The sequence below is a fragment of the Hymenobacter puniceus genome (genome assembly GCF_014333525.1).
Taxonomy (GTDB): domain Bacteria; phylum Bacteroidota; class Bacteroidia; order Cytophagales; family Hymenobacteraceae; genus Hymenobacter.
In genome coordinates, this window is sequence record NZ_JACSCX010000002.1 from 1 (window position 1) to 15,725 (window position 15,725).

Annotated in this window: 9 protein-coding genes; 4 read left to right on the forward strand and 5 right to left on the reverse strand. The window is 59.6% G+C overall.

Translation table 11 applies throughout. From position 1 onward, the window contains the following. Positions 1 to 413: 413 nt before the first annotated feature. From H8B14_RS05010 to H8B14_RS05030, 5 genes are all read right to left on the reverse strand, one after another. Entirely contained in the window at positions 414 to 1,694 is a 1,281-nt protein-coding gene (locus H8B14_RS05010) for a M16 family metallopeptidase (protein ID WP_187314541.1), read from the reverse strand. Positions 1,695 to 1,710: 16 nt separating this feature from the next. Then, on the reverse strand, positions 1,711 to 2,931 hold the full coding sequence (porV, locus tag H8B14_RS05015; RefSeq protein WP_187314542.1) for a type IX secretion system outer membrane channel protein PorV: 1,221 nt from the start codon (positions 2,929 to 2,931) through the stop codon (positions 1,711 to 1,713). Positions 2,932 to 2,979: 48 nt separating this feature from the next. Next, positions 2,980 to 6,966, reverse strand: a complete 3,987-nt coding sequence (gene porU, locus H8B14_RS05020) for a type IX secretion system sortase PorU (RefSeq protein WP_187314543.1) — start codon at positions 6,964 to 6,966, stop codon at positions 2,980 to 2,982. Positions 6,967 to 7,106: 140 nt separating this feature from the next. Continuing rightward, positions 7,107 to 7,862 (reverse strand): CDP-alcohol phosphatidyltransferase family protein, encoded by a 756-nt coding sequence (locus H8B14_RS05025; RefSeq protein WP_187314544.1) that lies wholly within the window; start codon positions 7,860 to 7,862, stop codon positions 7,107 to 7,109. A gap of 153 nt (positions 7,863 to 8,015) precedes the next feature. Continuing rightward, entirely contained in the window at positions 8,016 to 8,651 is a 636-nt protein-coding gene (locus H8B14_RS05030; protein WP_187314545.1) for an MBL fold metallo-hydrolase, read from the reverse strand. 131 nt (positions 8,652 to 8,782) lie between these two features. Here H8B14_RS05030 and H8B14_RS05035 point away from each other — a divergent pair, with 131 nt between their 5' ends. The 4 genes from H8B14_RS05035 to H8B14_RS05050 all read left to right on the forward strand — a co-directional run bounded on the left by H8B14_RS05035 (position 8,783) and on the right by H8B14_RS05050 (position 15,647). Then, a complete protein-coding gene (locus tag H8B14_RS05035; protein WP_187314546.1) occupies positions 8,783 to 9,880 on the forward strand; it encodes an NAD(P)/FAD-dependent oxidoreductase in 1,098 nt (365 codons plus the stop codon). 60 nt (positions 9,881 to 9,940) lie between these two features. After that, a complete protein-coding gene (locus tag H8B14_RS05040) occupies positions 9,941 to 13,219 on the forward strand; it encodes a TolB-like translocation protein (protein WP_187314547.1) in 3,279 nt (1,092 codons plus the stop codon). 116 nt (positions 13,220 to 13,335) lie between these two features. Further along, on the forward strand, positions 13,336 to 14,847 hold the full coding sequence (locus H8B14_RS05045; protein ID WP_187314548.1) for a T9SS type A sorting domain-containing protein: 1,512 nt from the start codon (positions 13,336 to 13,338) through the stop codon (positions 14,845 to 14,847). A 158-nt stretch (positions 14,848 to 15,005) separates the two neighbouring features. After that, entirely contained in the window at positions 15,006 to 15,647 is a 642-nt protein-coding gene (locus H8B14_RS05050; RefSeq protein ID WP_187314549.1) for a heme exporter protein CcmB, read from the forward strand. Positions 15,648 to 15,725: the final 78 nt, after the last annotated feature.

Below are 15,725 nucleotides of genomic sequence, written 5' to 3' on the forward strand. Positions count from 1 at the left end.
ACAGAGTCGTTAAGCCCCGGAGCGCCTATGGTACTGCCTTCATCGGTGGGAGAGTCGGTCGCCGCCAACCTTACTGTATTAGTTCGCTGCCCCCGTGCTGCCTCCTTTCTGGGGTCTGGCGCGGGGGCAGCGGCATTTATAATGGATTGGTTAGGCGTGCGCATCGTGAAGGCAACTTGGGCTAGCTGATGAGCAGTGGCCATTTTGATCTGCGGTTGCGTATTGGACTGCTTTATTTTGGAAGTACCAAACGTCTTTTCGAGCGTAACGTTGTTGCGACGTGGATACTTCGGTACAGCTCTGGTTGGAATGTTGTGTTAGCAATGACGCCTGTCACGGAATATCGACTGTTATAAGAAAAAGAAGCCAGCCGCGGTATGCGGCTGGCTTCTTTTTGTATTGGCAGTACAGTTTTACTTCCCGGGCCCAGCTACCGCTTCAATCATGTCGGCGGGCGAAAGGTAGTGCTGAGCTAATATGAGTAGCTCCTCAGCCGTCACTTGGTTCACTTGCTCGATAAAGTTGGAGTAGTAGGTGGCCGGCAGGTTTAGAAAGACAATATTCTTGTATTTATCGCACTGCTCGAACACAGTGCTGAGTTCGTTGGCGAACTTGCCAGTCATATAATTCTTGACAGTCTGGAGTTCGTCTGCCGGGATAAGTTCATTTTGCAATACCTGGAGCTCATGGTGAACTTCCCGGATGGCAGCGTTGGCGCTATCGGCATTGACATCGGTGCCGATGACGAAGGAGATGGCATGCTCGCGAGGCCCGATGCTGGAGTAGATGCCGTAGGTGAAGCCCTTATCCTCGCGGATGTTCTTCATCAGGCGAGAGCCAAAATAGCCACCCAGTACCTTCACGAGCACCTGCAGTTTGTGCGTATCGGGGTGGGTGAAAGCGGGCCACTGCCGGCCAATGCGCAGGGCGGCCTGAATGCTGTCGGGCACCGTGACGTAGTCGTGGGCTGGCTGGCTGGCTAGGGGCAGCGTTTCTCTGGCAGACAGCGGCACTGCAGACGCTTGGGCGCTTCCCAGCAGGTCAGATACCAGATTCTGGTCGGCGGGCGCTACATCACCACACAGAAACACCTCGGCTTTGTCCAGCGAATAGTTGGCGCGATGAAAAGCTTGGAGGGCATCCTGCGCTACTGCGGCGAAAAGCTGCTCGTTGAAGGTGCTGCCGTAGGGGTGCGTGGTGCCGTAGAGGTTGTGGGAGAACCGCTCGGCGGCGAGGTAGCTGGTTTTCTGGCGCTCTACCCGCACGTTCTGGATGGTGCGGTTTTTGAGCAGCTCCAGTTCAGTGACGGGAAAGGTTGGGTTGGTCAGTACATCCTGCACCAACGGCAGCAGGTGGGGCAGATGGCGAGTGAGGCAGTATAGCGTAAGGGTAGCCCGATCGAAACTTTGTTCGCACTCCAGCGAAGCGCCATAGAAAGCGACTTCATCGGCTATCTGGCGGGCGGTGCGGGTGCGGGTGCCTTCGAGCAACATGCGGGCGGTGAGCAGTGATACGCCGGCGGCAGGCTCATACCACTTGCCGGCAGGCAATACCACCTGCAAGCGTACTACGGGTTGCGCATCGTTGCGCATGATGTGCAGGCGTGCTCCATTGGGGAGCAAAAACACGTCAGCCGCTGGCAGCGTTACGCTGGCCAGCGGCTGAACGGGAGGAGCGACTTGGCGGTCGAGCATCGGCAATAGAAAACGGTTAGTTGACAGGAGAGCTGGAGCCGTCGCCAAAGGCTTGCTCAAGCTCGTTGAAATTAAAGTGGAGCGAAATGCGGATGGTTTGCGACAGTGGGTTGGCGCGGGAGTTAGGAACTAAGTAGGCCCCATCGACACCGAATACCTGATAGCGTACACCTAGGCCAAAGCTCAGGTACTGCCGGTCGCCTTTCACGCGGGGTTCGTAGAAATAGCCTACGCGCGCCATCAGCAGATCGTTGTATGTGTATTCGGCACCGGCCGACAGGTTGACTTCGCGCAACTCCTCGCGGAATCCGCCGGGAGCATCGGTGAAGGAGCCTAGAGCGGCGCCTACAATACCTTGGTTGCGACGGCTGGTATTCTCGGCGCGGACGCGGCGGACACGCGCATTGGCACTGGCAGTATCCGTGGGAGTTGGACCATCTTCATAGAAGGGCGTAGGCGTAAGCAGCTTGGCGCCGTCCACGGTAAGCGTGATTTTATTGTAGGCATCCAGTTCCCGGGTAAGGGCGAAACCGAGCTTCAGGCGAGTGGGCAAGAAGTCGGCCTGGGTGGCGCTGGTATAGGTGATTTTGTTGCCAATGTTGGTGATGGTGGCTCCTAAACCCAAGTTATAATCGGCAGCGCCGATGGACAGGTCCTTGTTGTAGTAGGCGCCCAAATCAACGGCGGCGGCATTGCCGGGCCGCGAGTCGGTGCCGCTAGCGTTACCGGTGAGGTTAGAACGGATGTAGCGGGCGGCTACCCCTACACCGAAGTTGTCGGTCAGCTTCTGGCCATACGCCACGCTGAAAGCATATTCTTTCGGATTGTAGTCGCCCCTTGAAACGTTGAAATCATCACGGAAAGAGATGGTGCCAAGGTCAAAATACATCAGCGAGGCCGAAATGGCCGAACGCGCTCCGATTTTGGCAGTGCCCGATAGGTAAGCCAGGCCCATATCGTCGGTGACGTTGCGCAGCCAAGGCGAATAGGATGGGGAGAAGCTGTACTTGGTGGTGACGAAGCCCAGTTTACCGGCATTGTGGTAGCCTGCATTGGCGTCCGGCGACGTGGCTACGCCGGCTTCCCCTAGTGCCGCCGCCCGGGAATCGGGACTGATAGTCAGGATCGGAACAGCCGTGGTGAGCGTATTCGGTTCGGTTTGGGCCGCGCCAATCAACGGCAGGCCAATAAATCCGGAAAGCAGCGCAAAACGCACAGACAGCTTCAATGGGGTCATACAGGAGAAAATGAGGAACGCGGAAAGGTAGGCGAAAATGTCAAAGGGTTAATTCAGAATAACCAGTTTTTCGAACTTGGTGGCGGTGGCCTGGTCTTTTTGCGACCGGACGCTAACCCGGTACACATAGACGCCTCGCGCCAGCTGGTCATTGAATTCGTCGCGGCCATTCCACGACAGCGCAGCATCGGAATAGTTGGCCGGTACGTGAGAAGTGCCCCCGCCCACCGTGGTTTGCAGCGTCCGGACGAGGCGGCCCGAGACGGTGAAAATCTGCACCTGCACATCCAATGGGTCTTCGGGCCGGTTGTGGTCGAAGTGGAAGGTGGTGGTGGTAGAGAAGGGGTTGGGGTAGTTCAGGACGTGTTTCAGGGCCAGCTTATCGGTGGAAGCGGCAATGAACTCCAGGTCGCGGATGGCGGAGTTGTTGTAGGTATCCCAGGCTTTGAGGTGCAGTACGTGCGGGCCGGTAGCCAAGTCCTTGAACAGGTATTCCACCCGGCCCGACTGGAAGCTGTCGACGCTGGCCACGTAGAACGAGTTAAGAATAGTGAGCTTGGTAGGGTCGTTGTCGAGAGTGGCCGTGATTTCGTGGCCGATGCCGGAGCCCGTAGTGTTGATGCCGCTTTCGTCGAAGAGGCGGGCAATGAGCGTGGTGGTATTGCCAGTGAGGCCACCGAACACGAACTTCTCATTGTCCATGAACAACTTGATGCGGGGCGGGATGGTATCAGTGTTAGCCGTGGTAGAAGCACCGCCAACCGGCACCGCCCGGTAGCCATGCGCATCTACGATGGCACCGGAGCGGTTGGAGGCATATAGGCTTACTTTGCCTAAACCTAAGTTATAGTTGATGTCGCGGGGCACGACAAACTGCACCGTAAAGCGGCCGTTCGTGATAGTCGCCTGACCGTCGTAGATGATATTTTCCTGCACCTGAATGGGTAGCGGAATATCCAGCGGCGAAGTAGCCAGCGTGGTGATGGTGTTAGGCTTTTCGTAAACCGTAACCTGAGCCGTACCAGAGAAGGTGGAGTTGATAGAGGAAGTAATGGCGGCCGTATTGCGCACAGAACCTGATAGCCGCACTGTGGATAGGGCGGTAAGCGGCTCATTGAAAGTAGGAGTAAGGGCGACGCCGTTAATGGAATCCAGGGTCATGGCAACGTCAGGGCGGGCCAGCCGGGTGCTGGGGTCGCCGAGGAGCACATAGTTGCGGTTCAGTGGGTCATTGGAACCAATAAATTTGGAATAGCGGGAAGCATCGCCGATGCGGGTAGCTTGGCCACTGCGTACAGACAGCACAGAATCCAGCAGCGGTGTAATCAATAACGTGGAGCCATATACCAAGCGCGTAGTTGTGAATAAGCCCATGGCGCCACCTTCTACATCCGTCAAAGTAAGCTCTCCGGCAGAGGTTTTTTCGGGGTTGTCATAGTAGCTGAAGTCGCAGGTGCCAGTCACCATGAACGTCTGGCGGCTCAGATTCTGCAGACGCAACACTGATTCACGAGTCAGGATTTTCTCGTCAGTGAGGGCATCAGGTCCTCCGTGGCCGTTATAGTTCAGTATCAATGAGCCCTGCTCAAAGGATTCATCCACGGCCCGCTCGGCTTCCGGCGACCGTTCGCCGTTGGCATTGATCTGCGGATACATATCGAGGTAGACCTTGCGGAAATTGAAGGCTGGCTGCTGACGGCTAATTTGGCTGATGAGCGGCTCAGCATAATCGCGCGGGTAAGTACTACCGTCTTGGTCGTCGGCTACAAAAGTGAGGCGGTTGCGCCACTTGCCCAGTGAAGGCCGCAGATCATAGTCCTTGAGCTTCTTCACCATGGCTGCAGCCTGTGTGGTGGAATTAGGCTCTCCAACCGGCGTGCGGACAGGCAAGCGGCCGACAGCAACGTCCATGATGCCGTTGGCCCCAAAACCTTCCAGCCATTCGCCTTCGTTATCATCTAATATTCCAAAGTAGTCATCAGAACAGAATGTCTGGTCGCCGAAGCTATTCACGCGGGGCAAAATCTGGGCGAACGACTCGCGCGACTCGTAAGTAGGCACGTAGTTCTGCGCAATTCGGTCACCGCTGCCGGGCACGCGCTTGGTCCACCAATCGGGCAGGTTGGCAGTATTGGTGAGGTTGGAGGGCTTGGATTTGTAGTCGTAGGAAGCGTCGCCGAACAGCAGCAGGTACTGGTTGCGGCGCGGTGAGTCGCGCTGGTCATACACCATCTTCATCATGTCGCGGATAGCCGACACGTCCTGGCTGCCGCCGCCAAACTCGTTGTACACCTGCGTGGTCGTTACGACGGCTACTTTCAGGCCGTCGTTGGTGCGGCGCCAGTCGGCCAGCTCCTGTGCCTGCGCCCGGAAGGCCGGGTAGGTTACAATCACCATATCCAGGTCGCGAGCCGGATTGAGGGTGCCGTGCAAATCCTGGTTGCTGACGCGGCCGAAGCTGCGGGGCACCGGAAACGAGCCGGCCGGGTCGAAGGCCACAAACTCGCGCAACGAATCGGTAGGGGCTACAAAAGTGCCGGCGCCGTTGAGGGCGCGGGCGCGAGGTCGACGTGGATTAGTAACGTCCCAGACCTGCGTAGTGCTGGTGCTGCCGGCCAGCGTAAACGGGCTGACACTGCCGGCGCGCACGTTTTCAAATGAACGGAATTCCAGAAACGAGCCCGACAGGCGCAACGGCCGGCGGGCATTTACTTCGAGGTAGTCGAGGTAGCCATCGGCTGTGGCATCGGAACTGGTGAAGGACAAGCCGAGCCGCAAGGCCGAACTGGTAGCTGCCGGAACCACTGTCTGCGTCTGGAGGCTGGTAGCCGCGTATTCGGGATAGTCGCTGCGGACAATGGCTGGAATGCCTTGCACCAGTGTGGCGGAACCAACCGTAATGCGAAACGCCTGGCTGGTGGTGGCACGGCCAGCCAGGGAGGCCGTAACCTGCACCGGGGCGCCGGCTACCAGGTCGGTCAGGTCAGTATCGAAGTTTTGCGTTGCGCCGGTGGCGTTAAAACCTTCCCCCAGCCACACCCGGCCCGATTTGGCCAGATTGATCAACTCCCGCTCCCAAAACCACCGGGCAGCATACTGCGTGATGGCCGGAGCATTAGCTGCACCAACAGCCGGAGCAGCCGTTACGCGGCGGCCCGTGCGCGGGGCCGGCGCCACCGTCAGAAAATAGTAAGCAGTATCGGAGTAGATGTTCTGAATGTGCCGGAAGCGCTGGGCGCCGGCCGTGGGGTCGGGTTCCCACACGTGCGGGCCGCGGGCATAAAACAGGAAGTACTCGTTGGCGTCGAGGGTGGCATTGGCGTCGCCGGAAAAGTACACGGCGTTTTCCACTAGGTCGTCGGGGCGGCGGGTGCTGATGGCCTGGGGCAGCAGGCCGGTGGCGTTGCCATACACCTGCAGGCGGCTGGGGTCGAGGTTCTGCACATCGAAGCCCATAGCGGCCAAGGCGGCGCGGTCGAGCTTGAAGATGCCGCTTCTATCGACGCCTATCTTGTACCAGGTACCGGAACGCAGCACCGAGTTGGGCGCGTAGCTGATGCCCTGGCCGCGGCGTACAACAGGTGGTGCCAGCGTGTAGCTATACTCAAACCATACCAGCTTCTCGGGCTGGCCTGACTGCGCACTGCGCCGGATAGTGGGCAGTAAAACCAACGTCACGGGCTGGCCCTGCTCGTTGCCGACAAACGGCGCGGGTGCCGGGCCGGCGTCTTTGAAATTCTTGAGCAGCGCAGCGTCGGAAGCTGAAAACGGCTCATAAACGGCTTTCTGCACTTGCCCTTCGGCTACGGTACCGGGCACTGAAATGACGGCGTAGGCCTGCAGCATACCGCGGCGGGGCTGCATCCCGGCAAACGATGGAATACGGTGCAGCTTGCTATCGGGCCCTACCACTTCGGCCGCTCCCTGCCAGGTGAGCTGCCGCGAAACCGTGCGACGCCCGTCTTGAGCGTACCCTGGCCGCACTAGCCCAAGCAACAAACAGCCGCAGACTACCAGGAAAGTAAAGTAGCGCATAGAGTTTCAGTCAATAGAGGGTTAATGCGTGGTAAGCCGTGGCTCTGCAACAAGCCAAGCCAGGCGCCGGTTCATTGAAGGGCTGCTGAAATGGATTAACTCTCTGAGTATGCAAATATTGTGATGCAGCAGCACAAAAATCAGCGGGTGGCGGGCCGTAGCACCGACAGCAGCACGTACAGCAATACGATGAGCGGAACCGCCGCGGATTGCAGCCCAATCAGCAACGCCACCGACAGCAACAGAAACACGAAACGCAGCGAATTGTCCTGCCAGGTTAGGTTTTTGAACTTGAGAGCAAACAGCGGAATTTCTGCCACCAACAAGGCCGAAAGCAGCACCGTGAGACCCAGCAGCACCCACGGATTCAAAATCAGGGCCGCAACGCCAAACGAGTCGTAGGTGAGAATAAGTGGCAACGAGGCTACTACCAGCGTGCAGGCCGGCGTCGGCAGCCCAATGAAGGAATCTGACTGGCGGGTGTCGTTGTTGAACTTGGCCAGCCGCAGCGCCGAGAAGATGCTCACGGTGAAGGCCAGATACGCCAGCCCAACTGGCAGGCCGTGCATGGGCAGCACCTGCTGGAGCAGCTTGAACAGAATAGCGCCTGGCACCACTCCAAACGACACCATATCGGCCAGTGAATCCAGGTCCTTGCCAATCGGCGATGAAACGTGCAGCGCCCGCGCCACCAGTCCGTCGAGGAAGTCAGCTACGGCCGCAATACCGATCAGGTAGGAAGCTTGCACCAGCGGCTGCCAAATGACCGGCGAGAACATAGCTCCGAAGCTGTTAGACCTGGTCTGGGCTGGGTCCATGCTCAGGATTAAGGTCAGCGCCACGCAGCCGCACAACAGGTTCATGCACGTCAGGGCATTGGGAAGATGTTTTTTCAAGGCGCTTGAGGCTTAGAGTAACTGTCATCCTGAGTTGAGCGAAAGATCTTACCACGTCAGAACGAATACGTTCGATAGCGACTTAGGCGTGCTAGGGTCCTTCGCTCAACTCGGGATGACGGAGAATTTAGGGTAACGGAGGCAGTAAGCCCTCTATTTCAAAAATGGATTGGAACGGCGCTCGGCGCCAATAGTGGTAGCAGGGCCGTGGCCCGGATATACCGTTACCTCATCGGGCAGAGTCAGCAGTTGCGTGCGGATGCTCTCAATCAGGGTAGCATGGTCGCCGCCGGGCAGGTCGGTGCGGCCGATGCTCTGTTGAAACAGCACGTCGCCGCCGATAACCACCTTAGTAGGAGCATGGTAGAACACCACGTGGCCGGGCGCATGACCGGGCGCAAAGCGCACTTCCAGCTCAGTTTCGCCGAAGCGGACGGGCGTACCGGGCGTCAGGAAGCCGGTAGGCTCGGCCGGCGAGTAGTACGGGAAGCCGTAGCTAGGCGCGTAGGCCGGCACGGCCCGCAGCGTGGCCAGGTCGGCCTCATGAATCAGGAACGGCACCTTATAAGTATCCAGCACAAACTGGTTGCCGAATACGTGGTCGATGTGGCAGTGCGTGTTCAGCAGCAATACCACCTGCAGCTGGTGGTCGGTGATGAACGCCTGCAAAGCAGCCTGCTCGGCCCGGTCGTAGCAACCGGGGTCTATTACCACGCACTGGCCGGTGGCATCATGCAGCAGATAGGTATTTTCGGAAAAGGCGTTTAATGTAAACCCTGAAACGGTCATGCAAAAAGGAAAAAAGGACGCGCGTTGGAACTGCGTGGTAAGTTACGAGTCTTATCTGTAGAACGGAGTGGCGCTTCGTTCTACGGCTGAACGGAGCGCCACTCCGTTCTACAGATGCTACCTTGCCCCCCATGACCGACTACGATTACCTGATATTGGGCCACGGCATTGCGGGCGCCACGCTGGCCTGGGAGCTGCGCCGCCGCGGCCGCCGCGTGCTGGTGCTTGATGCGCCCAACCCCAATTCAGCCTCCAACGTGGCGGCCGGCCTCATCAATCCGGTGGCCGGCAAGCGCTTTGCCCTGGCCTGGCGCGCCGACGAAATGATTACGGCCGCCGAGCAGCTCTACGGCAACATGGCTGCTCACTTTGGCGAGCAGTTTTTCGTGCAGCTGCCGGTCTGGAAGCTGTTTTCGTCGGTGGCGGAGCAGAATACCATGCTGGCCCGCAGCGCCGACCACCCGTGGCAGGATTTTGTGGAGAATGCCGGTGCGCCGCTGCCACCGGTACCAGGCATCCGCGACGAATTTGGAGGCCTGCGTATCCAACGTGGCGGCTACGTTCGGCTGCGCGAGCTGCTGACCGCCCTCACCGCCGAAGGCCTCGCTAACGGAACCCTGCAACACGAAACTTTTGATTGGCAACAGCTCGTTATCGGCCCGGCAGGCGTAACGTACGCCGGGCGGATACGGGCACGGCATTTTATTTGCTGTGAAGGTGCCGCCGCGCTGCAAAATCCTTTTTTCAGCTGGCTGCCGCTCACGCCTAACCAAGGGGAAGTACTGGATGTTGATTGTCCGGGCCTCTCGGAGGCGCAGGTGCTCAACAAAGGCGCTTACGTGGTGCCGCTCGGCAACGGGCAGTTCCGGGTGGGCGCCACCTACCGCTGGCCGCCTTTCGCCCAGGGCATCACGCACGAGGCCAGGCAGGAGCTTAGCCAGCGGCTGGCCGCCGCCGTCAGCCTGCCTTTCGAGGTGCGCGGGCAGCGGGCGGGGGTGCGGCCGGCCGTGCGCGACCGGAAACCGCTGCTCGGGCGGCATCCGGAAACGCCGGAAGTGAGTATCTTCAATGGCTTCGGCTCGAAGGGTGTGCTGCTGGCTCCGCGGCTGGCCGTCCTGCTGGCCGACCATCTAGAATCCCCGGAGGCTGAGTTGTGGCCCGAGGTCAATATCCGGCGCTACCAGGCGTTGTATCCAGTAGCTGCTTCGGCGGTTGGTTTTTCTTCCTAGAACCCTCACAACGGACTGCGCACACCGTGGCCCGCCCTCTTACTTACCGATTCTATCTATATGGAGCACAACTTCTTTTTTCGGTGGCTGAAGGTGGCCCGGCAACTGGTGGTAGTAAGTGGTGCGTTGGTGCTGGCAGCAGCTGGCGCCAGCCACGCCCAGACGTCGCAGGAGGCTTTTGGGCGGGTGCGTATTCAGTACAAGGATTTCGACTGGCAGCTGCTCAGCACCCAGAATTTCAATATCTATTACTACGGCGGTGGCGACGTGAGTGCGCGCCGCGCCGCTGAGTATGCCGAGCAGGAGCTGCAACGCATTACGGGGCTGGTAGGATACTACCCGTACTCGAAAACCACCGTGATGCTCTACAACTCGGTGAGTGACCTGCGCCAAAGTAACATCGGCCTCGACCAGGACAAGTACCAGACCGGCGGCGAAACCGATTTGACGCGCATGAGCAAGGTGCAGCTGGCTTTCCAGGGGCAGCAAACGCAGTTCAAGCGCGACCTAAGCTACCAGGTAACACGCGTGCTGCTCAACGACATGATGTATGGCGGCTCGCTGAAGGAAGTCATCCAGAGCACCTATCTGCTGCAGCTGCCCGACTGGTTTGTGGGGGGGGCCTCCGCTTATGCTTCCGAGGGCTGGAGCGTGGAAATGGATGACTATATGCGCGACATGACCCGCCAGTATGAGGGCAACCGCACAGCACCGTTTTTTCTGCGCAACCCGCAGCTGGCTGGCCAAAGTGTCTGGAACTACATTGCCGAGCGCTACGGCTACGCCAGCATCCAGAATATCCTCAACCTCACGCGCATCACCCGCGACGTGGAAGTGGGCATCAGCTCTTCGCTGAATGTGCCCTATAAGCTGTTTCTGAAAGACTGGCTGGCCTACTACCGCCAACTCAACGCTCAGCCTCAAACGGCCTTTGTAGACCTGGATGAGGCCCGCGCCCTCACCGGCAGCAACCGCAAGAACATTCAGTATTCCGAGCCGGTGCTGAGCCCCAACGGCCAGCAGCTGGCTTATGTGAGCAATGACCGGGGCCGCTACCAGGTACTAGTTGCCAACCGCGACGGTTCGGGCCGGCACACGGTGCACCGCGGCGGCTACAAAACGCCCGGCCAACAGGTGGAAACCCGCCTGCCGGTGCTGGCGTGGCGTGGCAACAGCCAGGTAGCCGTGGCCGAAGTAGAGAAAGGCCTGATGAGCTTGCACCTGCGCCCGGCCGATGGCGGGGCCGCCGGGCTGGTGGCGCGCCTGAAAGAGGCATTGCCCTTCGTCGGCGATAAGGGCTCGTCGATTTTCGAGCCTTTTCAGCAAGTGTTGGGACTGAGCTACTCGCCCGATGGCAAGTCGTTGGTGTTTACGGGCGTGGCCAACGGGCAGGGCGACCTGTACGTACTGCGCGCCGGCAGCCGCCGCCCCGAAAAGCTCACCAACGACGTATTCGACGATGTGGAGCCAGTGTTTCTACCGAGCGGCAATGCTATTGCGTTCAGCTCCAACCGCTGGCTGGATTCGGCCGGCACGGCACGGGGCAGCTTCGCGGGCGTCGTCAACAACTATGACCTGTTTCTGTACCACCTAGACGGCCGCACGCAGCCCGTGGAATTGCTGGTGAGCACCATTTCCAATGAGCGCCTGCCCCGGGCCGTTTCCGACGACGAAATCCTGTATCTGGGCGAGGAAAGCGGCATCAGGAGCGTGTACCGGTACTCGCTGCGCACCAAGCAGCGCACGCCGGTCAGCACGTTCCGCACCAACCTCAAAGGCTTCGACTACAACCCGGCCACCACCACGCTGGGCTTCGTGACCACCGACCGCGCCCGCGACTTCGTGTACCTGTATCCGAGCTATGCGCTGCCCGACAACGTGGTGCTCTACAAAACGGCCCGCCAGGAAACGCTGGAGGACCGCTCGAAGCCCGCGCCAACCAAAGCCGTAGCGCCGCCAACTCCGGCCCCGGCAAAAACTTCTGAAACCCAAATTGAGCAGGCGGCCAGCCCGGCCCGCAACACCAATGCGCCCATCAACACCAGCGACTATCAGTTTGATGAGGACCTGCCCGCCAGCCGCACCGGTACTGCCAACCGGAGGCAGCGGACGGCTCCAACCGTAGCAGCGCCCATTGCGCAGGCGCCGCTGGCTGCTGGCCCGCAGACCGCCAACGGTCCGTTCCGCTACGATACGCGCTTCAGCATTGATAATGTGGTGTCGTCGCTGTACTCTGATCCGCTGCTGGGGCTGGGGCTGATTGGACAGGTGAACATGTCGGACCTGTTTGAAAACCACCGCATCCGAGCCGGCATCTTCGCTCTCACGGATTTGCGCACCAGCAACATTTTCGCTGAGTACACCAACCTCAAGCACCGCTACGACTGGAGCATCCGCTACGACAAGCAGGCATACTTCTTCGATATTCAGGCCCTGGGCCGGGTGCGGTTTGGGCGGCACGAAATTGCGCCCACCATTGCCTACCCGCTTACGCACAACCTGAGCGTGCGCGGCGGCCCGCGCTTCGTAAACATCTCCAGCAGCCGCTTCGACGAGCTGTCGGGGGCCAACGACATCAACCGCAACTACTTGGGGGCCAACGGTGAGCTGGTGTTCGACAACGCCGTGTCGACGGGCGTGAACATGCTGGAAGGCACCCGCATGAAAATCGGGGTGCTGAAGCTCAACAGCTTCGATGGCAACAACCAGAATTTCGGCAAAATCTACGTAGACCTGCGCCACTACCAGAAAGTTCACCGCCAGATTATCTGGGCCAACCGCGCCAGCTATGGGCAGTTTTTCGGGCAGAACAAGCAGCAGTTCCGCCTTGGCGGCATGGACAACTGGCTGAATTACGACTACCAGGACCAGCAGCTGTTGCCCACTACGTACTCCACGGCCGAGCCGTCGGACATCTTCTATCAGCAGTTCGTAACTAACCTGCGGGGCTTCAACTACAGCAAGCGGGTGGGCCCGCGTTACGTGCTGTTCAACTCCGAACTGCGGGTACCCATCGTGCAGTATCTGTCGAACAAGCCCATCTACTCCGGTTTCTTCCGCAACCTGCAGCTCACGGCCTTCGGCGACGCCGGCACCGCCTACTCCGGCAACAACCCCTTCAACGAAAACAACTCGTTTAACACGCAGGTGGTCGGCGGCAGTGGCAACGCTTTTTCGGCTACTGTTATCAACTTCCGTAACCCGATGCTGATTGGCTACGGCTTCGGTGTCCGGACCACGCTGCTGGGATTCTACGGCAAAGCCGACCTGGCTTGGGGCCAGGAAGACTACGTGCAGAAAGGGCCCAAGCTGTACCTTACACTCGGCTACGACTTCTAGTATTCTGCTGGTAGCGGGTAGAGAGTATTTGCTACTGAAAAAGCCACCCGGACAATCCGGGTGGCTTTTTTGCGTCGTTTAGTGTACCTTCTTCACTTAATCTCCTGATCGGTACGATGAAAAAAATCTACTTTCTGTTGCTGCTGACTGGCCTGGCTGCTCCGGCCCAAGCCCAATACAGCACTCCGGGCACTGGCCGGCGCTATACGCTCATGCAGCTGGCAGCGGCTTCGGGCGGCTACGTGACGCAAACGGCCGGCACTTGGCTTATCACCGATACCATCCGGCTGGCGGCGCGCGATACGCTCAGCATCACCACCAACGAAACCATTCGGGTGGCCGACCGGGCGCTGGTGAGCGTGGATGGCGTGCTGAACGTTGCGCCGCCTGATTCAGTAGTTTTCACGGCCCAGAGCGCCGCGACGCCCTGGCTGGGCATGCAGCTGAGTGCCACCAGTGCTGGCTCGGTGCTGCGCCGCACCACCATAGAGCGTAGCGGCGGGGTGCGCGTGGTGGATGCGGCCATTGAGGTATCGGACTGCGTGTTTCGGCTGAATGTGTCGACGGTGAGCGGGCGTCTGACCAACAGCAGTGCGCTGGCGCTGTCCGGCAACCGAGCACTGGTGCAGCGCAGCCGCTTTGTGCGCAACGCCCGCGCCGGCATCAACTCGCCCTCCAACCGCCCGACTTCGCCTACTATTCAGAACTGCATTTTCTGGCACAACGACACCGAAAATGGCAACTACCCGCAAATCAACCTCGGCACCGGCGACCCCGCCCAACCCATTCTGATTGAGCGGTGCGTGGTGATTGGCAACCCCGCCACCAACATGGCCGGCGGCATTGGCGTGTCGAATCTGTTGGGTGGTGGCGGCATCACGCGGGCCATTATCCGGCGCAACGTGGTGCGCAACAACCGCTATGGCATTGCCGTGATTGGGTCGAGCATTGCCAGCTACGTGACGGGCAATCTGGTGGAAAACAACAACACCAACCCCAATGCCCAGACCGGCGGCAGCGGCCTCAACTTCCAGGGCAACCAAACCCAGACCGGCGTGGTGAGCCGCAACGTACTGACCGGCAACCTCTGGGGCGTGACGCTGGTGCGCTCGGGCACGGCAGGCGGCCCGGCCATCAGCTTTGGCAACCCCACCGGCCCCGACAGCACTGATGTCGGGCAGAACCGCCTCGTGGGCAACGGCAACGGCGGCCAGATCTACGACTTCTACAACAACGGCCCCGACGCTATTAACGCCAAAAATAACGACTGGGGCTCGGCCTCGGCCACGGTCATCGAAACCCACATCTTTCATCAGCCCGATCAGACCACGCTGGGCGTAGTGACGTTCCAGCCGTTTCGGCAGCCGCTGGCTACCAGGGCCGCTACGCTGGCCGGCGTGCAGGTTTTCCCGAATCCGGCAAATGCCGCGGCCGCTTTCCGCGTGCCTGGCACTGAGTTGGTGCAGCTGGAGTTGCTCGATGCCCTGGGCCGCCCGGTAGCCCAACTAGCCCAGCGCCCAACCAACGGCCAGGTAGTGCTGGACGTACGCGCCATAGCGCCGGGGCTGTATGCGTATCGGCTGCGGCAGGGTGGGGGCGTAGCCACCGGCAAGCTGCTGGTAGACTAGCCAACCAGCCACCGAAAAGCCCTGCGCGCCCCGGCTCTATGAGCCGGGGCGCGCTTGTGTCAGGATGGGGCCTGCTAATCCGGGAGTTGGGTTGTATCTTTGCGGTCCTGTTCACCAGACCCGTTGCCGTGTTGCTCCTGCGTGAGATTTCAACATTGATGATCAAAGACTTCCGCCTGGAATGGCGGCAGCGCGCGGCCCTCAACGGCATGCTGCTCTACGTGGGCAGCACCGTCTTCGTCTGTTACCTGAGCTTTTCGGTGCGCGGCGGCATTCCGCCCGCGCCGGCCTGGAATGCGCTGTTCTGGATCATCCTGCTGTTTTCGGCCGTGAATGCAGTAGCCAAGGGCTTCCTGCAGGAAAGCCGGGGCCGCATGCTCTACTACTACACGCTGGTCCGTCCGCAGGCCGTGATTCTGGCCAAAATAGCCTACAACGCCCTGCTGCTGCTGGGGCTGGGGTTAGCGGGCCTGGGTTTGTATCTGCTGATTCTCGGCAACCCCGTGCAAAATGTGCCGCTGTTTGTGGGCAATGTGGCTCTGGGCGCGTTGGGGTTTGCTTCCACGCTTACGCTGGTGTCAGGTATTGCGGCCAAGGCTTCCAACAGCAATACGCTGATGGCGGTGCTGGGCTTCCCGCTCATGATTCCGATGCTGCTGCTGCTGATTAAGGTTTCCAAGAATGCGCTGGATGGCCTGGAGTTCGAGGCCAGCCAAAGCTCATTGCTCACGCTGGTAGCCCTCAATATGATAGTGGTGGCGGTGTCGTACGTGCTGTTTCCGTTTTTGTGGCGCTCCTGATTTAGTGTTTGGTGCTTAGGCCATGAGCACTAGGCCGAAAAACCATTGTTTGCCCCCAACTGACTGCTCATTTACCTG

Excerpts from the sequence above, each read along its gene's own strand:
- H8B14_RS05030 (WP_187314545.1), bottom strand. The coding sequence starts at position 8,651 with ATGACCGTTTCAGGGTTTACATTAAACGCCTTTTCCGAAAATACCTAT.
- H8B14_RS05035 (WP_187314546.1), top strand. The coding sequence starts at position 8,783 with ATGACCGACTACGATTACCTGATATTGGGCCACGGCATTGCGGGCGCC.
- porU (WP_187314543.1), bottom strand. The coding sequence starts at position 6,966 with ATGCGCTACTTTACTTTCCTGGTAGTCTGCGGCTGTTTGTTGCTTGGG.
- H8B14_RS05040 (WP_187314547.1), top strand. The coding sequence starts at position 9,941 with ATGGAGCACAACTTCTTTTTTCGGTGGCTGAAGGTGGCCCGGCAACTG.
- H8B14_RS05010 (WP_187314541.1), bottom strand. The coding sequence starts at position 1,694 with ATGCTCGACCGCCAAGTCGCTCCTCCCGTTCAGCCGCTGGCCAGCGTA.
- H8B14_RS05050 (WP_187314549.1), top strand. The coding sequence starts at position 15,006 with ATGATCAAAGACTTCCGCCTGGAATGGCGGCAGCGCGCGGCCCTCAAC.
- porV (WP_187314542.1), bottom strand. The coding sequence starts at position 2,931 with ATGACCCCATTGAAGCTGTCTGTGCGTTTTGCGCTGCTTTCCGGATTT.
- H8B14_RS05045 (WP_187314548.1), top strand. The coding sequence starts at position 13,336 with ATGAAAAAAATCTACTTTCTGTTGCTGCTGACTGGCCTGGCTGCTCCG.